This window comes from Bacteroides sp. HF-4919 (assembly GCF_018860125.1).
In genome coordinates this window covers 175,693-199,619 of record NZ_JAHKNF010000002.1, presented here as the reverse complement: position 1 = coordinate 199,619, position 23,927 = coordinate 175,693, and the positions used below count along the sequence as shown (strand labels likewise).

Below are 23,927 nucleotides of genomic sequence, written 5' to 3'. Positions count from 1 at the left end.
ATTTTTGCCGTCCAATTATTTATTAAAAACAACTGAATAACAGAAAAATGAGAAAGTGGCGTATTGAAGATTCTGAAGAACTTTACAACATCACAGGTTGGGGGACTTCATACTTTGGTATTAATGACAAAGGTCATGTTGTTGTTACACCGCGAAAAGATGGCGTAGCCGTCGATTTGAAAGAATTGGTCGACGAGTTGCAGTTGCGTGATGTGGCGGCTCCTATGCTGGTGCGTTTTCCGGATATTCTGGACAACCGTATTGAAAAGACTGCCTATTGTTTTAAACAGGCATCCGAAGAGTATGGATACAAAGCCCAGAATTTTATCATCTATCCGATTAAAGTGAATCAGATGCGCCCGGTTGTTGAAGAAATTATCAGCCATGGCAAGAAATTTAATTTGGGCCTTGAAGCCGGTTCCAAGCCCGAACTGCATGCAGTGATTGCTGTCAATACGGATTCTGACTCTCTTATTATCTGCAACGGCTATAAAGACGAAAGCTATATTGAGCTTGCTTTGCTGGCACAGAAGATGGGTAAACGTATCTTTCTGGTAGTTGAAAAGATGAATGAGTTGAAGCTGATTGCCCGCATGGCAAAGCAGCTGAACGTACAGCCTAATATTGGTATCCGTATCAAATTGGCTTCTTCAGGAAGCGGAAAGTGGGAAGAGTCAGGAGGGGATGCCAGTAAGTTCGGACTGACTTCCAGTGAGTTGCTTGAGGCACTTGACTTTCTGGAAAGTAAAGGCATGAAGGATTGTCTGAAACTGATACACTTCCATATCGGAAGTCAGGTGACAAAGATACGCCGTATCAAGACAGCATTGCGTGAAGCTTCTCAGTTCTATGTGCAGCTCCATGCGATGGGTTTCAAAGTGGAATTTGTTGATATTGGCGGTGGTCTTGGAGTTGATTATGACGGCACCCGTTCGTCAAGTAGTGAAAGTAGTGTCAATTACTCTATTCAGGAGTATGTCAACGACTCTATTTCCACGTTAGTGGATGCCAGTGACAAAAACGGTATTCCCCATCCCAATATTATCACTGAGAGTGGCAGGGCTCTGACTGCACACCACTCTGTCTTGATTTTTGAGGTACTTGAGACGGCTACTTTGCCGGAATGGGATGATGAAGAGGAGATTGCTCCGGATGCGCATGAACTGGTACAGGAACTTTATGGCATTTGGGATACATTGAATCAGAACAAGATGCTTGAAGCATGGCATGATGCCCAGCAGATACGTGAAGAGGCACTCGATCTGTTCAGCCATGGTATCGTAGACCTGAAGACACGTGCTCAGATAGAACGTCTTTACTGGTCTATTACTCGTGAAATCAATCAAATTGCCGGTGGACTGAAACATGCTCCCGATGAATTCCGCGGATTGTCTAAATTGTTGGCTGATAAATATTTCTGTAACTTCTCACTTTTTCAGTCGCTTCCGGATTCTTGGGCGATCGACCAGATATTTCCGATTATGCCCATCCAGCGTTTGGATGAAAAACCGGACCGCTCGGCTACCTTGCAGGACATTACCTGTGATTCCGATGGAAAGATAGCCAATTTTATCTCTACCCGGAATGTAGCACATTATATGCCGGTACATAGCCTGAAGCAGAAAGAGCCTTACTATGTAGCGGTCTTTTTGGTAGGGGCTTATCAGGAAATTCTGGGAGATATGCATAATCTGTTTGGAGACACGAATGCGGTGCATGTTTCTGTCAATGAGAAGGGGTATAATATCGAACAGATTATTGACGGGGAAACGGTCGCAGAAGTGCTCGATTACGTGCAATATAACCCGAAAAAGCTGGTTCGTACTCTTGAAACATGGGTAACAAAATCTGTAAAAGAAGGGAAGATTTCTGTAGAAGAAGGAAAAGAGTTCCTTTCCAATTATCGTTCGGGCTTGTACGGATACACATACCTTGAATAAATAAAAAGAACTATCATTTTATAAATGACGAGCTACAAGTTACGAATACTGCACATGATATCAGTCTCGTTTCTTGTAGCTCGTGGCTTGTAACCTGATGGAGTATAAATCGTAATTTGTAAATAGAAAGAATATGAAGGAAAAACTGACAGTCATTAAAGTTGGTGGCAAAATCGTAGAAGAAGAAGCTACATTGAAGCAGTTACTGGATGATTTTGCTGCCATTGAAGGGCATAAGGTACTTGTTCATGGAGGGGGACGTTCGGCTACAAAGATAGCTGCCTTACTGGGGATTGACAGTAAAATGGTCAATGGACGCCGTATAACCGATGCGGAGACACTGAAGGTTGTGACGATGGTCTATGGTGGGTTGGTAAACAAGAATATTGTAGCCGGATTGCAAGCCCGTGGGGTCAACGCCTTGGGGCTGACCGGAGCGGATATGAATGTAATCCGTTCGGTGAAGCGCCCCGTAAAAGAGGTCGATTATGGATTTGTCGGAGATGTAGAGAAGGTAGATGCCACATTGCTTTCTGATTTGATTCATAAAGGAGTGGTTCCGGTGATGGCACCGTTGACACATGACGGGCAAGGGAATATGTTGAATACGAATGCAGATACCATTGCCGGAGAGACAGCTAAAGCTCTTTCTGCCATTTTTGATGTGACCTTGGTTTACTGCTTTGAGAAGAAGGGGGTTCTTCGTGATGAAAACGATGATGAGAGTGTCATTTCTCAGATCAACCGTGCCGAGTTTGAACGATATATTGCCGAAGGCGTTATTCAGGGAGGCATGATACCGAAACTTGAGAATTCTTTTGAAGCAATAAATGCAGGTGTGTCTGAGGTGATAATAACCTTAGCGTCAGCCATTCACAAAGGTGGAGGAACCCGGATAAAAAAATAATTCAAAAAAAAGAGGAATACATCTGTAACTTTTCACCCACTCACCCGTCAACTTAATAGAGATGCAAGAAATCAGCTTCCGAGACGACATATTGCCATTGAAAGATAAACTCTTTCGTTTGGCACTCCGAATCACCTTCGACAGGGCCGAAGCAGAGGATGTTGTTCAGGATACGATGATTAGAGTGTGGAATAAACGTGAAGAGTGGACACAGTTCGGATCTATTGAGGCTTACTGCCTGACTGTGGCGAAGAATCTGGCCATAGACCGAAGCCAAAAGAAAGAAGCTCAAAATGTGGAACTCACACCGGAAATGGAGGAAGAATCCGAGGCATCCGGGCCTTATGATCAGTTGATTAATAATGAACGGATGTCGATTATCCATCGTCTGATTAACGAACTTCCTGAGAAGCAACGGCTCATTATGCAGTTGAGGGATATAGAAGGAGAGAGCTATAAAGAAATAGCAAAAATCTTGAATCTGACAGAGGAACAGGTAAAAGTGAATCTTTTCAGAGCAAGACAAAAGGTAAAACAAAGGTATTTAGAGATTGATGAATATGGATTATAAGTATATAGAACAGCTTTTAGAGCGATACTGGCAATCTGAGACTTCTCTGGAAGAAGAATCGGAATTGCGCTCTTTCTTTTCGGAGGAAGAGGTGCCTGCTCATTTGCTCCGTTACAAAGAACTGTTTGTTTATCAGACTGTTCAACAGGAGGCAGGGCTGGGAAAAGACTTTGATGAACGTATTCTGGCTCAGGTAGAGGCACCTGTAGTAAAAGCAAAACGTCTGACGATGATTGGAAGGTTTATGCCTTTGTTTAAGGCTGCCGCTGTGATTGCGTTAATTTTGTCATTGGGTAATGTAGTGCAACATACATTCTTTGCCGATGAGGCTTTGGATTATAATTATGATGCTTATAAGGACACGTACGATGATCCCGAAGTGGCTTACAAACAAGTTTCTTCTGCGTTGATGATGTTGTCTGAAGGTATAAATAAATCGCAGGATCAGGTCGTAAGAGACAGTGTGAAGGTCGAACCGGTTCGTGTGATGAAGGAATAGAATAATGAAGAGCGTTCTTTTAATGTGCTGGATGGCATTGCTGTCTGTGGCTGTTTCGGCTCAGGACTTTGCTTCACGTTTTATGGCTGAACATAAGGCGGATTCTAATCTGACTTGTGTTACGATCAGTCCGAAAATGATGGAGGAGATCATGAAGAGCGATGCTGAGAAGGATAAAGAGGTATTGGACATAATCTCTAACCTCAAAAGTATGCAAGTGCTTACTTCCGATGTGGAAGGAAAAAAGTATTTTGATGCAGCTTTGAAGGTGGTTGAGAAGAATACCGGACGGTTTGAATCGTTTCTTTCTTTCAAGGATAAATCTGAGAATTGTCAGATTATGGTTCGTAAAAAGAGGGATACGATTGTTGAACTGGTGATGCTGATGCATGAAAAGAACCATTTTGCTGTAATAAACTTTACCGGAAATATGAGTCCGGAGTTTATTGCACAGATAAAGAGACATTTTCATTTGCTTTAAACATATAATATAGTTAGTGTGCTTAATTAAAACAACTTTTTGATTTGAGGCTGTGAAGTTTCAATTCTCTCAATTTCAATAAAAAACTAACTAAATAAATGGGCTACCGCGTGATGCAGTAGCCCTTTTATGTTTATCATACGTCGTCTTCATAGAGCGAAGTTAAACTAAGAGAGAGTTTTTATATTTAGAGTTTTCGTAATCCTCTTTTTGAAAAGTTTGTTTGCGGGTTACCTTTGTATGACACACTTCCACTTCCACTGACACCTCCTGTCAGATTTTCAATAGCATGACATTTTATGCTGCCCGAGCCACTGATACGCGCATTAACATCTTTTGTCTTTAAATCTATGGCATTAATATCTCCCGAACCTGAAATACGATACTCGGCTTTGCCCGATTTGCCGTTCAGCAACACATTTCCCGAGCCTGAAATATTTGCTTCTGTGCATGATACATCAATTCTTTTCAAGTTGATGTTTCCTGAACCGTAAATATGTGTTGACAGTCTTGTACAAGAGAAATTGCTTCCATTGATGTTCCCCGATCCGTAAATGCATATTTCCAAATCGTCGTTGCTCTTCATCCCATTTGTAAAGGTTGTATTTCCTGAACCATATATGGATAAATGGTTTAATGATGGAGAAGATACTCTGATTTCCAGTTTTCCACTATTGCGGATGGAGGTATTCTTTTTAAATTTAACCACCAGTGTTTTTCCTTCAACAGTGGTTTCCAATAACTGGACGATGTTGTCGGGACCATAAATCTGTACAGTGGGAGTTCCTTGCTTTTGTGTATAAACAATATCCGAACTACTCATTGATTTAATTTTGCTGAAAGAACCGACTCTTATGTCTTTAGTGATATAGTTTGAACTTCCACTTACGTACTTTGTCTGTGAACAGGCCCCAATGATTAATAACAGCATGGAAATTGTAAGGCATGACAATAATTGTTTTTTCATGGTCTTGTGATTATTGTATTAGATATTCTTAATAGTTCCCACTCCTTTTTTATTGAGTGATTTTATGGTAGGATTACCTTTATACTTAATGCTTCCCACTCCCCGTACAGCTGCATTGATGGATTCCACTGCGTTGCAGGTAATATCTCCTACACCCTGTGAACTGGCTTCTACTATATTGGCCTGCAGGTTTCCGGCTTCTATATTGCCTACCCCTTTAGAGTGAAGAGTAGCTGCCTGAACTGTTCCTTCAAGTTTTACATTTCCTACACCCATTGATTGCACATTTAAACTACTGCAGGTCAGTGATTTAATTTTTACATCACCTACTCCTTTGCTTTCCACATAGAGGTTGTCGGTAGTCAAACCGTTATCAATATGTACATCACCTACTCCTTTGAAGGAAATACTGTTTAAAGTTGGAGATGTAATTGTTATCTTCATCTTTTTGAAGTTGCGTACCTTTTTCGATTTATCGATGCTTAACAATAAGGTACTATCTTTTACAGCCACCTGTATTAACGCTACAATGTTATCCGGCCCATAGATTTGTACGTCTGTTTTTCCATCTGCGGATTGTGTGTAATAGATGTCACCTACGGTCCCCGCGTCAATTTTGTTGAACTCCTTCACTTTATAATCTCTCGTGATGAGTTTCTTACTGGGTTGAATACCTTCACCCATATATACGCAACTGCTCAATAACCCTGCTGTTAACAGTAATGCCGACAACATTTTAAAGATTGTTTTCATTTTATTTCGTTTTTAGAGGTTTCTATCAGTTTAGACGTAGGTTGAGTAGGAAAAGTTGCATCTATCTTTCTTTTTTCTGCAAAATAATCCGTTTATTTGTATTTATAATTAAGAACAACATTGGATAAGATTATTGAAGATAAGGAGTTAGGACGTCTGATCGTACGCGATAATGTGCGTGGCAAGAGACTCGTTTTTCGTACAAAAGCTGATGCGATCTATGTTAGTATACCTCCGGGAGTTACGATGAAGGAGGTAAAGGAGGCGATAGAAAAATTACGTTCCAGATTGTTGGATTCCAGGCAGAAGTTGATACGTCCTCTGATTGACCTGAACTATCGGATCGATACAGAATACTTCAAGTTATCATTGGTCAGTGGTAAGAGGGAGAAATTCTTGGCTCATTCCGAATTGGGAGAAATGCGGATTATTTGTCCCCCGACGGCCGATTTTACAGATTCTAATTTACAGGACTGGCTCCGCAAAGTAATTGAAGAAGCTTTGCGGCGGAATGCAAAAATCATTTTACCTCCCCGTTTGTATATGCTTTCAGAGCGGTATGGGTTGCCTTACAAAAGTGTTCAGATAAATTCAAGTCGTGGACGATGGGGAAGCTGCTCTTCCCACAAAAAGATAAATCTCTCTTATTTTCTTGTATTATTGCCAAAGCATTTGATAGATTATGTTCTTTTACACGAACTTTGCCATACTTGTGAGATGAATCATGGTGATCGCTTTTGGGATTTGCTTAATGGTTTCACCGGAGGTAAAGCTTTAGAGCTGCGCGAAGAGTTGAAAAAATATAAGACTGAGATTTAACATTGCAATTACAAAACAGGTGTTGCAAGAATCCTTTCCATCAAAGATTACACTGATTGTTACAGATTGATTGCCGGCATTGATAATTGGTGTTAGGCTTTTCATCTGTGCGAATCGGAATAATTCTGTAGTGTCTTTTGATATCTCCCTTTACAGTCTTTATATACCCTATCCGGTAAGGAAGAAAAAACGTCTTTCTATTTTTGTGGTAGCTGTTTGATACCGTCAATATCCTTTTCAAAACGATAAGTGCCTCCTTTCTCACTTAGGTCAAATGCGGCTACTGTTTCAGTTTGATTGTTTACAATCATCAGTGCACTTTGCTCTGCGAAGCGTCCGACTTCGATGGCAGTAGGTTCCTCTTTGATCTGTTTATTCATGATCAAGCTGTCATTGACAAACAGTGAAATAGAATCACCCACGAAGCCTTTTGTCAACTGAATGGAGTATGTTTCACTAAAATGACGATTAGCTTCTTTTTCTCGTTGTAATCTTAAACTCATATATACAAAGATGACCACGACAAATATGACGGCAAATGCTAAAATGCCGTTTCCTACCATAAATTGCTTGTTAGTGTTAAGACGATGTGCCATAATACTATATTCTTTAATATTCGGGGTAAAGATAGCAAATCTTTTTGTATCTCATTTGTTTTTGTGTAAGTATAAAAGTTACAAAAAAATAACGAGATCTCTGAATTCTAATCCTTTTGTGTTATATAACATATCAGTTTACATTGTTCGTGCAGAATAAATTATCTTTCTTTGCATCGTGATAGTTCAGCATAGCTATCTGCAATTAAAAACCTTTATTGATACGTATGAAAATAACTTTTGGACAACAAACGACCAAAGTAAAGCAATTGGCTGACAAGATTAGCTTTGATATCTCGATGGGAGTATATAAATCGGGAGATTCACTGCCTTCGATCAATCAACTTAGCCATGCGTATGAGGTTTCCCGAGATACTGTATTTAAAGCTTTTCTTGATTTAAAAGAGAGAGGAATTATCGATTCTACTCCTGGGAAAGGGTATTATGTGGTTGGAAGATTGAAAAATGTACTTCTTTTGCTTGATGAATATTCACCTTTTAAATATGCGCTTTATAATAGTTTTGTAAAGCGTTTGTCTATCCGTTATAAAGTCGACTTGTTGTTTCATCAGTACAATGAACGTTTGTTCAATACCATCATCCGTGAATCGTTGGGGCGGTACAATAAATATATTGTGATGAACTTCGATAACGAAAAACTGTCTCCTAATCTTTATAAGATAAATCCATCTAAACTTCTTCTTCTTGATTTCGGTAAATTTGAGAAAGAGGAGTTCTCTTATGTTTGTCAGGACTTTGATCAAGGATTCTATAATGCGCTACTTCAACTGGCAGATCGATTGAAGAAATATCAAAAACTCGTTTTTGTGTTAGTGAATGATAGCATGCATCCCCGGAGTAGCCGTGACTTTTTTGAGAAATTCTGTGCCGATCAACATCAGGGTTGTGAGGTAGTGAGTGATATTGAAGGACTTCAGGTTCGCAAAGGAGAAGTATATATAGCGATTCGTCAAATAGACGTGGTGAGTATTATTAAGAAAAGTCGTATTGAGGGCTTACAATGTGGGGTTGATTTTGGCTTAATAGGGTATAATGACACACCAGCTTATGAAGTGATAGATCAGGGAATAACTGCATTAAGTGTAGATTGGGAGAAAATGGGTGATAAGGCTGCCGAATTTGTTCTGCAGGGAAAAGCCATACAAGATTACCTGCCTACGGAAGTCAGGCTGAGAGCTTCTTTATAAAAGAGTTTTTCAGAATTGTGTGTCAGCACAGGTCAGCATGGAAAAATTGTCTAATGAATTTAATAATATAGTATGAAAAAGTATCCGAAAATCGGGATTCGTCCCACCATCGATGGACGCCAGGGCGGTGTTCGCGAAAGCCTTGAAGAAAAAACAATGAATCTGGCAAAAGCTGTTGCCGAGTTGATTACTTCTAATCTCAGAAATGGCGATGGAACTCCTGTGGAGTGTGTGATTGCAGATGGAACTATCGGACGTGTTGCCGAAAGTGCTGCTTGTGCAGAAAAGTTTGAACGTGAAGGGGTAGGGGCTACTATTACTGTCACCTCATGCTGGTGTTATGGGGCTGAGACAATGGATATGAATCCATATTATCCGAAAGCTGTTTGGGGATTCAATGGGACGGAGCGTCCGGGAGCGGTGTATCTGGCTGCTGTGCTGGCAGGGCATGCACAGAAGGGATTGCCTGCATTTGGTATTTACGGTCGCGATGTACAAGACTTGAATGATAACTCTATTCCTGCGGATGTGGCAGAAAAAATTCTGCGTTTTGCCCGTGCTGCCCAGGCTGTAGCTACGATGCGTGGGAAGTCTTATCTTTCTATGGGTAGTGTTTCTATGGGTATTGCCGGTTCTATTGTAAATCCGGACTTCTTCCAGGAATATTTGGGTATGCGTAATGAGTCGGTCGATTTGACAGAGATAATTCGCCGCATGGCCGAAGGCATTTATGATAAGGAAGAATATGCCAAAGCGATGGCTTGGACTGAGAAATATTGCAAAAAGAATGAAGGGCATGATTTCAATGTGCCTGAAAAAACAAAGACACGTGCACAGAAAGATGAAGACTGGGAGTTCATTGTCAAGATGACTATCATCATGCGCGATTTGATGCAGGGTAATCCGAAGCTAAAAGAACTTGGATTTAAGGAAGAGGCTTTAGGACACAATGCCATTGCAGCGGGTTTCCAAGGACAGCGTCAATGGACGGATTTCTATCCGAATGGTGATTTCTCGGAAGCATTGCTCAATACTTCATTCGACTGGAATGGTATTCGTGAAGCATATGTAGTGGCCACTGAGAATGATGCTTGTAATGGTGTAGCTATGCTGTTCGGTCATCTGTTGACGAATCGTGCACAGATTTTCTCGGATGTACGTACTTATTGGAGTCCGGAGGCTGTGAAACGTGTTACGGGTAAGGAACTGACAGGTATGGCTGCTAATGGTATTATTCATTTGATTAATTCGGGAGCAACAACCCTTGACGGAACAGGGCAGCAAACGGATGTCAATGGAGAACCTACCATGAAACCTTGTTGGGAGGTTACGGAAGGAGAAGTTGAGAAATGTCTGGAAGCTACTACTTGGTATCCCGCCAATCGTGATTATTTCCGTGGAGGAGGTTTCTCTTCTAATTTCCTTTCGAAAGGAGGTATGCCCGTAACTATGATGCGACTGAACCTGATTAAAGGTCTTGGACCAGTGCTGCAGATAGCCGAAGGCTGGACAGTAGAGATTGATCCGGAAATTCATAAATTACTTGATGAACGTACGGACCGTACATGGCCTACTACTTGGTTTGTTCCTCGTTTATGTGATAAACCTGCCTTTAAAGATGTATACTCCGTGATGAATAATTGGGGAGCTAACCATGGTGCAATCAGTTACGGGCATATTGGTCAGGATGTGATTACACTGGCTTCCATGCTTCGTATTCCGGTTTGCATGCACAATGTGGAGGATGATCAGATTTTCCGTCCGGCGGCCTGGAATGCCTTCGGTATGGATAAAGAGGGAGCCGACTACAGAGCTTGTACTACTTATGGTCCTATTTATAAGTAACCTTTAGAAGAACGCAATATGATCAATCGATTTATATTAAACGAAGTTTCTTACTTCGGTCCGGGAGCACGTGAAGTGCTCCCTAAGGAAATCTCACGTTTGGGACTACACAAAGCATTTGTCGCAACCGATAAAGATTTGATAAAATTCGGAGTGGCGGACAAAGTGCTTAAGGTGCTGGATGCTGCTAAGATTCCTTATGTGATATTCAGTGAAATTAAGCCGAATCCTACAGTATCGAATGTAAAAGCCGGTGTGGAAGCATTTGCGGCATCCGGTGCGGACTTTATCCTGGCGATTGGCGGTGGCTCTTCTATGGATACGGCAAAGGCAATTGGGATTATTACTAATAATCCGGAATTCAGTGATGTCGTTTCATTAGAAGGTGTGGCTGATACCAAGAAGAAATCCGTACCTATCATCGCCTTGCCTACTACTGCCGGAACAGCAGCAGAAGTAACTATCAACTACGTGATTACGGACGAACAGAACCAAAAGAAAATGGTTTGTGTGGATCCGAATGATATTCCGGCTATAGCGATAGTAGATGCCGAGCTGATGTATACACTTCCTAAAAGCTTGACTGCGGCTACGGGACTTGATGCACTGACACACGCTATTGAAGGGTTGATAACCAAAGGTGCATGGGAGATGAGCGATATGTTCGAAATTAAAGCTATTGAAATGATCAACCGTTATCTGGTGACTGCCGTTGAAGAACCGTCAAATGCGGAGGCACGTAACGGTATGGCAGTAGCCCAGTACATTGCCGGTATGGCTTTTTCGAATGTAGGCTTAGGGGTCGTTCATGGTATGGCACATCCGTTGGGAGCTATATTCGATATTCCTCATGGCGTAGCCAATGCGTTGTTATTACCTATTGTTATGGAGTTTAATGCTCCGGCTGCTCTTGACAAATATGTAGAGATAGCTAAGGCTATGAACGTGTATTCTGCAGGTATGGCTAAAGAAGAGGCAGCTAAAGCAGCCGTAGATGCTGTAAAAGCACTATCTTTGAGGGTCAATATTCCACAGCACTTGTCCGATTTGGGCATTCAGGAAAGAGACCTTGACCGCCTTGCTACAGCTGCGTTTGCTGATGTCTGTACGCCGGGTAACCCACGGGAAGTAACAAAAGAAATTATTCTTGATTTATATAAGAAAGCATTATGATAACTAATGAACATATCGAGCAGTATCTTGCTCAGGCACATCGCTATGGCGATGCTAAATTAATGTTGTGCAGCAGCGGTAACCTTTCATGGAGAATCGGTGAAGAAGCACTTGTTTCCGGAACGGGTTCTTGGGTACCGAACCTGCAGAAAGAAAAAGTATCTGTTTGCAATATTGCTACGGGTATACCCCAGAATGGAGTAAAACCTTCTATGGAAAGTACTTTTCATTTGGGAATCCTTCGTGAACGTCCGGATGTAAATGTAGTTCTGCATTTTCAATCGGAATATGCTACAGCTGTTTCCTGTATGAAAAACAAACCATCAAATTTCAATGTAACTGCTGAGATACCTTGTCATGTCGGTAAAGAGATTCCTGTCATTCCTTACTATCGTCCGGGTTCGCCTGAACTGGCTAAGGCTGTTGTGGAAGCGATGAAAGAACATAACTCTGTGTTGCTGACCAATCATGGACAGGTGGTATGTGGCAAAGATTTTGATCAGGTGTATGAACGGGCAACTTTCTTTGAGATGGCTTGCCGGATTATTGTTCAATCCGGAGGAGACTATTCGGTTCTGACACCGGAAGAGATTGATGATCTGGAAATATATGTGTTAGGAAAGAAAACAAAATAGAAAATAATGACGACCAGCTTATGAGTACATACTTAGCAGCTGACTTTGGTGGGGGTAGTGGCCGTATTATGGCCGGTACTCTCACTGAAGGTAAGCTAATACTGGAAGAGGTATATCGTTTTGGTAATCGGCAAATTAGACTCGGAAACCATGTCTATTGGGATTTTCTCTCTCTCTTCGAAGAAATGAAAAACGGACTTCGTGTCGCTGCCCGAAAAGGTTATCTGGTGAGAAGTATCGCTATAGATACCTGGGGAGTTGATTTTGGACTGATTGACAAAGATGGTAATCTGTTGGGTAATCCGGTCTGTTACCGAGATTCTCGTACTAATGGTATGCCTGAGCGGGTGTTTAAGCAGATTGATCAAGCTGCCCATTATGCAGAAACAGGCATCCAAGTGATGCCTATCAATACTCTGTTTCAACTATATAGTATGAAGCAGAACAATGATGTACAACTCCGGGTAGCTGATAAACTATTATTTATGCCTGATTTGTTCAGCTATTTCCTTACAGGAACAGCGAATAATGAATATTGTATTGCTTCTACTTCTGAGTTACTTGATGCTTGTCGGCGCAACTGGTCGGATAACTTGATTAGTGAATTAGGATTACCCCGACATCTTTTTGGTGACATTGTGCTTCCCGGGACTATTCGCGGTAAATTGAAACAAGAAATTGCGGATGAAACCGGTCTAAGCTGTATTGATGTCGTTGCCGTCGGTTCACATGACACAGCCAGTGCCGTATTTGCCGTTCCTTCCAATGAGCCGGATCGGGCTTATCTTAGTTCGGGAACCTGGTCCTTGCTCGGAACAGAGATTGACCAACCGATTTTGACGGAGGAAGCACGTTTGGGAGGATTCACGAATGAGGGTGGCATACAAGGCAAGATACGCTTTCTGCAGAATATAACCGGACTTTGGATTTTACAACGTCTGATGGCTGAGTGGAAGGAGCGGGGTGAAGAAACCAGTTATGATCGTGTGATAGCCGAAGCAACGCTATCAGATATCCGTTCGGTAATTGATGTAGATGATTCTTCTTTTTGTAATCCCGACTGTATGGAAGAGTCGATCGTTATGTATTGTCATAAGCATCATTTGAGAGTGCCGGTTTCTCAGGGAGAGTTTGTTCGTTGTGTCATTGAATCATTGGCACACCGTTATAAATTAGGAGTCGAACAGATGAATCGCTGTCTGCCGGTGCCGATTAAACAACTCCATATTATCGGAGGAGGCTGCCAGAATCGTTTGCTAAACCAACTTACTGCAAATGCTTTAGGCATTCCGGTATATGCAGGTCCGGTAGAAGCGACTGCTATCGGCAATATCTTAGTGCAAGCGAAAGCTCAAGGTGAAATAGATACTTGGGAAGAGCTAAAAGAAATTATCATAAACAGTGTAAAACCTCAGGTATATTATCCTGAATAACCCGACAACCCATGAAAAACACCAATCGTTCCATTCTTCATAAAGATGGAGTTAGTTACATCCTGCCATTTATTTTAGTGACTTCTTGTTTTGCCTTATGGGGGTTCGCTAATGATATTACCAATCCAATGGTAAAGGCCTTTTCGAAAATATTTCGTATGAGTGTCACCGACGGGGCATTGGTGCAGGTCGCTTTTTACGGAGGTTACTTTGCGATGGCCTTTCCTGCTGCAATGTTTATTCGTAAATACTCTTATAAAGCCGGTATCCTGCTGGGACTGGGGCTATATGCTTTGGGTGCCTTGCTGTTTTTCCCTGCAAAGATGACAGGTGACTATTACCCTTTCCTGCTCGCTTATTTTATTTTGACGTGTGGACTCTCGTTTCTGGAAACAAGTGCTAACCCGTATATATTATCAATGGGTACGGAGGAGACGGCAACCCGACGATTGAATCTGGCGCAGTCGTTTAATCCAATGGGATCATTATTGGGAATGTATGTAGCCATGAACTTCATTCAGGCGCGCCTGAATCCCATGGATACGGTAGAACGCAGCCAATTGTCTCCGTCTGAGTTCGAGGTATTGAAAGAGTCGGATTTGTCCGTGCTGATTGCCCCTTACCTGATTATAGGATTAGTGATTCTTGCCATGCTTTTTCTGATACGTGCCGTTAAAATGCCTAAGAATGGTGATAAGAATCATAATATTGATTTTATACCAACGCTAAAGCGTATTTTTAAAGTTCATCATTATAGAGAAGGAGTCATAGCGCAATTCTTTTATGTGGGGGCACAGATTATGTGCTGGACTTTTGTTATCCAATATGGAACACGCTTGTTTATGTCGCAGGGAATGGAGGAGAAGGCTGCTGAAGTGCTTTCCCAGGAATATAATATAATTGCTATGATTATTTTCTGCATAAGCCGTTTTGTGTGTACATTTATTCTTCGCTACTTGAATCCGGGCATGCTTCTCAAGATTCTTGCGATTGCGGGTGGCGCTTTTACGTTAGGTGTGATTTTTTTGCAAAATATATGGGGATTGTACTGCCTGGTAGCTGTTTCGGCTTGTATGTCACTAATGTTTCCCACGATTTATGGCATTGCTCTTCGTGGTTTGGGTGATGATGCCAAGTTTGGGGCTGCCGGTTTAATTATGGCAATTCTGGGAGGTTCTATCTTACCACCGCTACAGGCTTGTATTATTGACCAACATACATTGTTGGGTATGCCTGCTGTAAACTTGTCTTTTATACTTCCTTTTATCTGTTTCGTAGTGATTATCATTTATGGGCATCGTACGTGTGCACGTGTAAGAAAGATAAAAGCAACACAAAAGTAATGTTGAGAATCGGATGCGGTGTTTGACGATTCTTCTGAGCAACTGTTTCCTTCTGCTTGTGTCATTCGTTTCTTGTGGGAAAGTGTCATTAGCGGAAGAAGCAGTGTTTACTATACCGGTGGATACGGCGTTCATGAAGCTTCGTCAATGGGAATGGCATTGCCAGAAACGGGCTGACAGTTGCCTGGCAGAGAATAATTATCAGGAAGCTTTATCTTGGCTGGATTCTGCTCGTAGCCAAGTGGAACATTACGGACGTCCTTATTATATGCTGGCACGTGGAAATGTATATTATTCTATCCATCAATATGATTCCGCCCGTTGTTATTTTAGTATGGCAGCCCATTCCATTCATCCGCATATTGCTATCGAAGCTTGGAGGAAACTTGCAGAACTGGAACTTATGGAAGGAAATGAGAAGCAAGTGTTCTACTCTACGCAGAAGGCAGATGCGCTTTTCCGGGTGGAGATAGGCCATGTGCAGAGTGATAACAGTGAAGCTCTATATCAGGAAGAGAGGTTGAAAAACGAGTTAAACCAATTGAAGATTGCCAAACAGAATCGGGAAATTGCCATGTTAACTTTGAGCCTTTGTCTGCTTGTACTGGTTGCTTTGTTTGTTTTCTACCGGCAAAATAAGATAAAGTGTGAAAAAGAGCGTCTGCTTCTTGAAGAGAAAGCCAAGTTGGAGCAAGAGAACCAAATACTGAAACAAACTGAAGAGTTAAGTGCTTTGAGAGAGAAAGAGGCGGTTTTGCGCGAGTCTTTGTTCCGTAAGGTCGATGTTTTGCGTAAAATACCCTCCCTCAATGAAGAAGAGCAGGAGAGTGGTGAACATCGCATAGCTTTGTCGGAAAGAGAGTGGGAGGAAATTCGTCAGACGGTGGATAATGCTTATGATGGGTTTTCACAACGGTTGCTTGCACGCTTTCCTTTGTTGACTTTAAAAGATATTTATTTCTGCTGCTTGGTGAAGATCAATGTCAGTATAAAGGACCTTTCCGATATTTATTGTATTAGTCGTACCTCGGTTAGTAAAAAGAAATTTCGCATCAAGCGAGAGAAGCTTGGAGCAGAGGATTCGGACTCTTTAGATGACTTTTTGCGTGGTTTTTAGTTCTCGGAAACTTGTTTGTCCATGCTATTTTAAGAAAGGGACTGTCTAATGCGTTGGTATATAGTGCGATAGTGTGTTTCTTTTTGAAGTGCTTTGTCTATATCCCTTTTTGTTTTTCCTGTGCCCGATGGTTAATTTTGCAATATCAAAACTTTAAAAATGTATATGATATGTTGAATCGACTGAACTATTTCATTATGTCGGCAGGGCTACTTGTTTTAGTAGCATGTTCGTCTAATTCCGGAAAACAGGTAGAGATGGCAAATACTCCTTTTGTTTACGATGGATTAAAAGAGTATCCGATAAAAGAGTTGAAACTGTCCGATCTGGCAGTTAGTGATTATGTGTTATTAAAAGACAATGAAAATTCATTGTTGGGTAGGTTACCGACAAATCCCTGTATGCAGGTCACTGAAGACCGGATTTATATTCAGGATGAAGAGCAACAGGCTATATTTATTTTTGACCGTCAGGGAAATCCATTATTGCAAATGCGTCATAAAGGAGGCGGCCCTCAGGAATGGGCATCTTTGAACTCTTTCTATGTGGACTGTCCTAATAAAGAAATTATAGTGTTGGACCGGGCTAAAAAGTTTATAGTTTATGATTTGAATGGGAAATTTAAACGAAGCTTCCCGACGCCCGGTTGCTCTTGGAAGTTTGCTAACTTGAATGATGAGGCCGTACTGATATATTGTCCTTTTACGAATCGTAATAACGGAGAGGCAGTTTGCATCCTTTCTAAAAAAGATGGCAAAAAGTTGCATGTGTGTCCTATTACGATAGATAATTTTGTGTGGGATAGCGAGGGACGTATTGGCTATGAACCATTGAAACCGGCTTATGGTGGAATTTTATTTTCAGATTTATCATTGAAAGGTGTGTATTTTATTGATGCTGAAACATATGAAGTAAAACAGGTTATTGATGAAGTAACAGAATATAAATTTGAAAATGCAGAGTTCGTTAAGCTACATCCGGCGATCGATGCTAAAGATTATACTTTGTATACTACGCTCGGTACGAAATGGTTGACTCCGGATATGCCAATAAACTATTATTATTTCGATAAGAAGGAGCAGAAAATGTATACTTTGAAAAATGAAACTGGATGGGCTGTTTTAAAAGATGTCTGCAATGTACAGAGAACCCGTACAACGAATACTCCAGGTATAGGTATTGGTTATTATTGGCCTTCTACTATGAAAGGAGAGTCGATGCAAGCTGAGAAAGAGCAGTTTGACCCTCGTTTCCGGGCAATAATGGACTCTATACCTGAAGAGGGTAACCCTGTATTACAAATAATGAACTTCAATAAATAATGAAGCTGTTCCGCAAAATATTGATTATTTGTCTTCTTGGGAAGTTAATGGCTTGTTCGTCATTAGCTTCCGGGGAGATAAATGATGTTTGGGGGCATAAGCAAGTGGCTACGGTTGAAATGGCAGGCTCTGATAGCGTTTGGGTCTGCCACTTGTCTATGTTGAAGGATACGGTTACTGTACCTCTTAGTCATTTTGTCGAGGAACTGGAAATGGTTAAACTTGATAATCGGGATGCTGCATTGGTGTCTCCTTCCAAAACAATTATTGGCAAACAGTATATTTTAGTACATAAAATGGGGCATGTCCCTTTCAAACTTTTTACTAAAAGAGGGGTCTATTTGAGGGATATCGGTTCTTTTGGTCAAGGTGCGGGTGAATATGGCTTAGCTTACGATGTACAGATGGATGAGGAGAATAACCGGCTTTATGTGTTGTGTTGGCAGGCCGATCATATCTTGGTATTCGATTTACAAGGAAATATACTTCAACCGATTCGATTGGCGCATTGGTCACCTAAAGGGGTGTTTCATGTAGAAACGGAACGGGGACAGGTGAGTGTTTGTGCTCTGTCTTTTAATCGTGACTTTGTAGGTGACCGGCATTCGCCTATGATCTGGACGCAAAGTTTGGATGGCAAGATTATAAAAGAACTTCCGGCAGGGTATTTGGCTGTGAATGATTATGGAAATGAAATCGAATCTCTGAATAATGGTACGATGATGGACATTGGTTTCTGGTTTGGAGGGCGATATCGTAACGATTCATTATATCATTATGATAACCGGGAGTTTAGGCTTATTCCCCGTTTTACGCTTGATTATGGAGGACATGAGTTGACCCCACACAGCTTTGGAGAGTTGCCGAATCACTTCTGGGGAGAAATATCATACCCTGTAAAACTAAGTCCATATTCGTCAACTACCACTCCTCCGAAATATTATATGGTTGAAAAACATACTTTACGAGGTGCTTTTGTTGAAATATACAATGATTTCTTAGGTGGGATTCCCGCTGACTGGTTCTTTTCATCTCATGACGGATATTATGTTTGGAATGTTGAACCTGTCCGATTGAAGCAAATGGTTGAGGATCGTTTGTCCTCAAGTGAGATTATTTCGGATTCGGACCGAAGAAAGCTGACCGAACTGTTTGGGAGTATTAAAGAAAACGATAACAATTATATTTTCTATGGTCGATTGAAATGTAGATAGTTCCTGTTTTTTTCTTATCATTTCTTTTTTTTCTCTAATATTTTGTAGTCGAACAGATTATTTATATCTTTGCACCCGAAACGGATGAAAGGTGGAGGGGCGATTAAGCTCCTTTTTTTGTTCTTAATAGTTAATCAATGATAGAAAAAAGAACTGTTTGTCAGATTGTTGAAGAATGGCTGGAGGATAAAGACTATTTTCTGGTAGAAGTGACCGTCAGCCCTGATGACAAGATTGTGGTCGAAATTGACCATGCAGAAGGTGTTTGGATTGAAGATTGTGTGGAACTGAGCCGTTTCATAGAATCGAAACTGAACCGTGAAGAGGAAGATTATGAGCTGGAAGTTGGCTCTGCCGGAATCGGACAGCCATTTAAAGTATTGCAACAGTACTATAACCACATCGGCCTGGAGGTGGAAGTGCTGACTAAAGGCGGACGCAAACTGAGCGGGGTCTTGAAAGATGCCGATGAAGAAAAGTTTGTTGTGACCGTACAAAAGAAAGTAAAACCCGAAGGAGCCAAACGTCCTCAGTTGGTAGAAGAGGATGAAACCTTCACCTATGATGATATAAAATATACTAAATACTTAATTAGTTTTAAATAATTATGGCCAAGAAAGAAGAAACAATCAGCTTGATTGATACATTTTCGGAATTTAAGGAACTGAAGAATATCGATAGAACCACGATGGTAAGCGTGCTCGAAGAGTCGTTCCGCAGTGTGATCGCGAAAATGTTTGGCACTGATGAAAATTACGACGTAATTGTCAACCCGGATAAGGGAGACTTTGAAATATGGCGTAACCGTGAGGTAGTGGCAGACGAAGATTTGACTAATCCCAATATGCAGATTTCGTTAACTGAAGCACAACAAATCGATGCTTCTTACGAGGTAGGTGAGGAGGTTACTGATGAGGTAATTTTCGCTAAGTTTGGTCGCCGTGCTATTCTGAACCTTCGTCAAACACTGGCTTCTAAGATTCTTGAGCTTGAAAAGGACAGTATTTATAATAAATATATTGATAAAGTAGGTACTATCATCAATGCAGAAGTATACCAGATCTGGAAAAAAGAGATGTTGTTGCTTGACGATGAAGGAAACGAGTTATTGTTGCCGAAAACAGAGCAGATACCAAGCGATTTTTATCGTAAAGGAGAAACTGCCCGTGCAGTGGTGGCACGCGTGGACAACAAAAACAACAATCCGAAGATTATCCTCTCGCGTACTTCTCCGGTTTTCCTGCAGCGCTTGTTCGAGATGGAAGTACCTGAAATAAACGATGGCTTGATTACAATCAAAAAGATTGCCCGTATTCCCGGTGAACGTGCTAAGATTGCGGTAGAATCTTATGATGACAGAATTGATCCCGTAGGAGCCTGTGTAGGTGTAAAGGGAAGTCGTATTCATGGCATCGTACGTGAACTTCGCAATGAAAATATTGATGTGATTAATTATACATCAAATATTTCATTGTTTATCCAGCGTGCTTTAAGCCCGGCCAAAATCTCTTCTATTCGGTTGAATGAAGAAGAGCGTAAAGCTGAGGTATTCCTGAAACCGGAAGAGGTATCGTTGGCTATTGGTAAAGGCGGTTTGAATATCAAACTGGCCAGTATGTTGACCGAGTACACTATCGACGTGTTCCGTGAGTTGGATGAAAACGCGCAGGATGAAGATATTTATCTGGACGAGTTCAGAGATGAAATCGACGGATGGGTGATCGATGCTATCAAAGCTATTGGTATTGATACAGCTAAGTCTGTATTGAACGCACCTCGCGAAATGCTGATTGAAAAAACGGATCTGGAAGAAGAGACGGTGGACGAGGTATTACGCATTTTGAAATCGGAGTTTGAAGATAATGAATAATAGATCAATGCGATGATGTGCCGATATGCCAATAAAAAGAAAGGGCGTATAGGAATTGGCACATTGGCATATTGAGCGATTATCAAATTATTCTTTCTCCATTATTCTTTAAATTAAAATATGACGATAAGGTTAAACAAAGTTACAAGAGATTTAAATGTAGGAATCGCGACGGTAGTTGAGTTCTTGCAAAAGAAAGGGTATACCGTTGAGGCAAATCCGAATACGAAAATTACCGAGGAGCAGTATGCTATGCTCGTGAAGGAGTTCAGCACAGATAAGAACCTTAGACTTGAATCGGAGCGTTTCATTCAGGAACGTCAAAACAAAGATCGCAATAAGGCATCTGTTTCTATTGATGGTTATAATAAGAAAGAACCGGAGAAGGCCGTTGCTGACGATGTGATTAAGACGGTCATTCCGGAAGATGTACGTCCGAAGTTTAAACCTGTCGGAAAAATAGATTTAGATAAACTGAACCGGAGAACTGAAAAAGAGCCGGTGAAAGAAGAACCGAAACCACAACCTGTAGTAGCTACTGAAGAAAAGAAGGTAGCGGAAGAGGTTAAGCCTGTTGTAAACGAAGTGAAAAAAGAAGAAGTCGCTACGGCTCCTGTTGCTTCGGAATCGAAACCGGTGAAAGAAGAACCGAAACCGGTGGTGGTTGAAAAGCCTGCAGAAACAGAGAAGAAAGTGGTTGAGGAAGTCAAGAAAGAAGAACCCAAAGTCGTGGTATCTCCAGAAAAAACAGAGAAGAAAGAAGAGAAACCGGTAGCAGAAGCACCGGCTACTCCAGTAGAGAAGGAAGAGGAGGGCGTATTTAAGATTCGTCCGACTGAGTTTGTATCTAAGATTAATGTTATCGGACAGATTGACCTGGCTGCATTGAATCAGTCGACCCGTCCGAAGAAAAAATCGAAAGAAGAAAAACGGAAAGAGCGTGAAGAAAAGGAAAAACTTCGTCAGGATCAGAAGAAACAGATGAAGGAAGCCATCATCAAGGAAATCCGTAAAGAAGATAATAAACAAGCTAAAGTAGCCGGTAAAGAAAATCTTGATCCCAACGGTAAGAAGAAACGTAATCGCATCAACAACAATAAAGAAAAAGTAGATGTGAACAACGTTGCTTCTAACTTTGCGCATCCCACTCCAAACAGTGAGCGTACCAATAATAACCGTGGAGGAAATCAGCAAGGTGGCGGCGGGCAAAACAGAAATCGTAACAACAATAATAAAGATCGCTTTAAGAAGCCTGTAGTGAAGCAGGAAGTGAGTGAAGAAGATGTAGCAAAGCAGGTAAAAGAAACTTTGGCTCGTCTGACAAGTAAAGGTAAGAACAAAGGAGCCAAATATCGCAAGGAGAAACGTGATTTGGTATCGAACCGTATGCAGGAACTGGAAGATCAGGAGATGGCAGAAAGCAAGGTACTGAAATTGACAGAATTCGTGACTGCCAATGAATTGGCCAGTATGATGAATGTATCTGTTAATCAGGTTATCGGAACTTGTATGAGTATAGGTATGATGGTTTCTATCAACCAGCGTCTGGATGCGGAAACAATCAATCTTGTTGCTGAAGAATTCGGATTTAAGACCGAATATGTCAGTGCGGAGGTAGCTCAGGCCATTGTTGAAGAGGAAGATGCTCCGGAAGATCTGGAACACCGTGCTCCGATTGTTACAGTAATGGGTCACGTAGACCACGGTAAAACTTCATTGCTTGACTATATCCGTAAGGCAAATGTAATTGCGGGTGAAGCCGGAGGTATCACACAGCATATCGGTGCATATCACGTTACATTGGAGGACGGACGTAAGATTACATTCCTTGATACTCCGGGTCACGAAGCGTTTACTGCAATGCGTGCCCGTGGTGCGAAGGTAACGGATATCGCGATTATTATCGTAGCTGCCGATGATGATGTAATGCCTCAAACTAAGGAAGCTATCAATCATGCTGCGGCTGCGGGTGTTCCTATAGTATTTGCTATTAATAAGATTGATAAACCCCATGCTAATCCGGAGAAAATTAAAGAGACACTGGCTCAGATGAATTATCTCGTAGAAGAGTGGGGGGGTAAATACCAGTCGCAGGATATTTCGGCCAAGAAAGGTCTTGGAGTACCCGAACTGATGGAGAAAGTCCTTTTGGAGGCAGAAATGCTTGATTTGAAGGCAAATCCGAACCGCAATGCTACGGGTTCAATTATTGAATCAACTCTGGACAAGGGACGTGGATATGTTGCTACTGTATTGGTTTCCAATGGTACGCTGAAGGTAGGTGATATTGTGCTTGCCGGAACAAGTTACGGCCGTGTAAAGGCGATGTTCAATGAACGTAATCAACGCGTAACACAAGCTGGACCTTCGGAACCGGTATTGATTCTCGGTTTAAATGGGGCTCCTGCCGCGGGTGATACATTCCATGTGATTGAGACTGATCAAGAGGCCCGTGAAATTGCCAATAAGCGTGAACAATTGCAGCGTGAACAGGGATTGCGTACTCAGAAGCTGTTGACTCTCGATGAAGTGGGACGTCGTATTGCTTTGGGTAACTTCCAGGAATTGAACGTAATTGTGAAAGGTGATGTGGACGGCTCTATCGAAGCATTGAGTGATTCGTTGATCAAGTTGTCTACCGAACAGATTCAGGTTAATGTGATCCACAAGGCTGTAGGTCAGATTTCAGAATCAGATGTGACATTGGCAGCTGCTTCAGATGCTATTATCATTGGATTCCAGGTGCGTCCGTCAGCTTCAGCGCGCAAGTTTGCCGAGCAGGAAGGAGTAGATATACGTTTGTATTCTGTAATTTACGCTGCTATCGAAGAGGTGAAGGCTGCTATGGAAGGTATGCTTGCTCCGGAAGTGAAAGAGGTGGTGACTGCTACTATCGAAGTGCGTGAGGTATTCCACATTACTAAGGTGGGTACTGTGGCCGGTGCCGTTGTGAAAGAAGGCAAGGTGAAACGTTCGGATAAGGCTCGTCTGATCCGTGATGGTATCGTAATCTTCTCAGGTTCTATTAATGCCTTGAAGCGTTTTAAAGATGATGTGAAGGAAGTAGGTACAAACTTTGAATGTGGTATCAGCCTTGTCAACTACAACGATTTGAAGGTAGGGGATATGATTGAAACTTACGAAGAAGTAGAAGTGAAGCAAACTTTATAATTCTCACGAAACTGAAAATATACGGAGGCACAGAGTGATTACAACTCCGTGTCTCCGTTTTCG

21 protein-coding genes are annotated in these 23,927 nt (G+C 41.6%); 18 read left to right on the top strand and 3 right to left on the bottom strand.

The window, feature by feature from the left end; translation table 11 throughout:
• The first annotated feature begins 47 nt into the window (after positions 1-47).
• The 5 genes from speA (at position 48) to KO473_RS04975 (ending at position 4,398) form a co-directional block, all read left to right on the top strand.
• Positions 48-1,940, top strand: a complete 1,893-nt coding sequence (gene speA, locus KO473_RS04995; protein WP_005779381.1) for a biosynthetic arginine decarboxylase — start codon at positions 48-50, stop codon at positions 1,938-1,940.
• 133 nt (positions 1,941-2,073) lie between these two features.
• Positions 2,074-2,847 carry an acetylglutamate kinase gene (gene argB, locus KO473_RS04990; RefSeq protein WP_005822695.1) on the top strand — a complete coding sequence of 258 codons (774 nt, stop codon included), beginning with the start codon at positions 2,074-2,076 and terminating at the stop codon, positions 2,845-2,847.
• Positions 2,848-2,908: 61 nt separating this feature from the next.
• Positions 2,909-3,418 carry an RNA polymerase sigma factor gene (locus KO473_RS04985; RefSeq protein WP_005822698.1) on the top strand — a complete coding sequence of 170 codons (510 nt, stop codon included), beginning with the start codon at positions 2,909-2,911 and terminating at the stop codon, positions 3,416-3,418.
• Complete coding sequence (locus KO473_RS04980) at positions 3,408-3,917, top strand: hypothetical protein (protein WP_032537728.1); 510 nt, start codon at positions 3,408-3,410, stop codon at positions 3,915-3,917. The genes KO473_RS04985 and KO473_RS04980 overlap by 11 nt, the downstream gene beginning before the upstream one ends.
• Positions 3,918-3,921: 4 nt before the next feature.
• On the top strand, positions 3,922-4,398 hold the full coding sequence (locus KO473_RS04975; protein ID WP_032537630.1) for a DUF4252 domain-containing protein: 477 nt from the start codon (positions 3,922-3,924) through the stop codon (positions 4,396-4,398).
• Positions 4,399-4,585: 187 nt separating this feature from the next.
• Here KO473_RS04975 and KO473_RS04970 read toward each other — a convergent pair whose 3' ends face one another.
• A complete protein-coding gene (locus KO473_RS04970) occupies positions 4,586-5,365 on the bottom strand; it encodes a head GIN domain-containing protein (protein ID WP_005822704.1) in 780 nt (259 codons plus the stop codon).
• 18 nt (positions 5,366-5,383) lie between these two features.
• The gene (locus KO473_RS04965; RefSeq protein WP_005822706.1) at positions 5,384-6,118 is read right to left on the bottom strand and encodes a head GIN domain-containing protein; all 735 of its coding nucleotides are present in this window, start codon (positions 6,116-6,118) and stop codon (positions 5,384-5,386) included.
• A gap of 120 nt (positions 6,119-6,238) precedes the next feature.
• On the opposite strand from KO473_RS04965, the gene KO473_RS04960 reads away from it, so the two are divergent.
• Complete coding sequence (locus KO473_RS04960) at positions 6,239-6,937, top strand: SprT family zinc-dependent metalloprotease (protein WP_005822709.1); 699 nt, start codon at positions 6,239-6,241, stop codon at positions 6,935-6,937.
• Between the two features lie 197 nt (positions 6,938-7,134).
• Here KO473_RS04960 and KO473_RS04955 read toward each other — a convergent pair whose 3' ends face one another.
• A complete protein-coding gene (locus KO473_RS04955; protein ID WP_005783889.1) occupies positions 7,135-7,533 on the bottom strand; it encodes a hypothetical protein in 399 nt (132 codons plus the stop codon).
• A gap of 227 nt (positions 7,534-7,760) precedes the next feature.
• Here KO473_RS04955 and KO473_RS04950 point away from each other — a divergent pair, with 227 nt between their 5' ends.
• The 12 genes from KO473_RS04950 to infB all read left to right on the top strand — a co-directional run bounded on the left by KO473_RS04950 (position 7,761) and on the right by infB (position 23,864).
• A complete protein-coding gene (locus KO473_RS04950; RefSeq protein WP_005822716.1) occupies positions 7,761-8,741 on the top strand; it encodes a GntR family transcriptional regulator in 981 nt (326 codons plus the stop codon).
• A 72-nt stretch (positions 8,742-8,813) separates the two neighbouring features.
• Positions 8,814-10,586, top strand: coding sequence for an L-fucose isomerase (fucI, locus tag KO473_RS04945; RefSeq protein WP_005822718.1), 1,773 nt, complete (start codon positions 8,814-8,816; stop codon positions 10,584-10,586).
• Positions 10,587-10,604: 18 nt separating this feature from the next.
• Positions 10,605-11,759, top strand: coding sequence for a lactaldehyde reductase (gene fucO / locus KO473_RS04940; protein ID WP_005822720.1), 1,155 nt, complete (start codon positions 10,605-10,607; stop codon positions 11,757-11,759).
• Positions 11,756-12,394 (top strand): class II aldolase/adducin family protein, encoded by a 639-nt coding sequence (locus KO473_RS04935; RefSeq protein ID WP_005779358.1) that lies wholly within the window; start codon positions 11,756-11,758, stop codon positions 12,392-12,394. Before fucO ends, KO473_RS04935 begins: the two co-directional genes overlap by 4 nt.
• A gap of 20 nt (positions 12,395-12,414) precedes the next feature.
• Positions 12,415-13,827 carry a rhamnulokinase family protein gene (locus KO473_RS04930; RefSeq protein WP_005822727.1) on the top strand — a complete coding sequence of 471 codons (1,413 nt, stop codon included), beginning with the start codon at positions 12,415-12,417 and terminating at the stop codon, positions 13,825-13,827.
• 11 nt (positions 13,828-13,838) lie between these two features.
• The gene (gene fucP, locus KO473_RS04925) at positions 13,839-15,170 is read left to right on the top strand and encodes an L-fucose:H+ symporter permease (RefSeq protein ID WP_005822729.1); all 1,332 of its coding nucleotides are present in this window, start codon (positions 13,839-13,841) and stop codon (positions 15,168-15,170) included.
• Positions 15,171-15,183: 13 nt separating this feature from the next.
• On the top strand, positions 15,184-16,287 hold the full coding sequence (locus tag KO473_RS04920) for a hypothetical protein (RefSeq protein WP_005822731.1): 1,104 nt from the start codon (positions 15,184-15,186) through the stop codon (positions 16,285-16,287).
• Between the two features lie 170 nt (positions 16,288-16,457).
• On the top strand, positions 16,458-17,609 hold the full coding sequence (locus tag KO473_RS04915) for a 6-bladed beta-propeller (protein WP_005822733.1): 1,152 nt from the start codon (positions 16,458-16,460) through the stop codon (positions 17,607-17,609).
• Positions 17,609-18,823, top strand: a complete 1,215-nt coding sequence (locus KO473_RS04910) for a 6-bladed beta-propeller (protein WP_005822735.1) — start codon at positions 17,609-17,611, stop codon at positions 18,821-18,823. Before KO473_RS04915 ends, KO473_RS04910 begins: the two co-directional genes overlap by 1 nt.
• 137 nt (positions 18,824-18,960) lie before the next feature.
• The gene (gene rimP, locus KO473_RS04905) at positions 18,961-19,428 is read left to right on the top strand and encodes a ribosome assembly cofactor RimP (RefSeq protein ID WP_005783918.1); all 468 of its coding nucleotides are present in this window, start codon (positions 18,961-18,963) and stop codon (positions 19,426-19,428) included.
• A gap of 2 nt (positions 19,429-19,430) precedes the next feature.
• A complete protein-coding gene (nusA, locus tag KO473_RS04900; protein ID WP_005822737.1) occupies positions 19,431-20,693 on the top strand; it encodes a transcription termination factor NusA in 1,263 nt (420 codons plus the stop codon).
• A 120-nt stretch (positions 20,694-20,813) separates the two neighbouring features.
• Positions 20,814-23,864 carry a translation initiation factor IF-2 gene (gene infB / locus KO473_RS04895; RefSeq protein ID WP_005822740.1) on the top strand — a complete coding sequence of 1,017 codons (3,051 nt, stop codon included), beginning with the start codon at positions 20,814-20,816 and terminating at the stop codon, positions 23,862-23,864.
• Positions 23,865-23,927 lie beyond the last annotated feature (63 nt).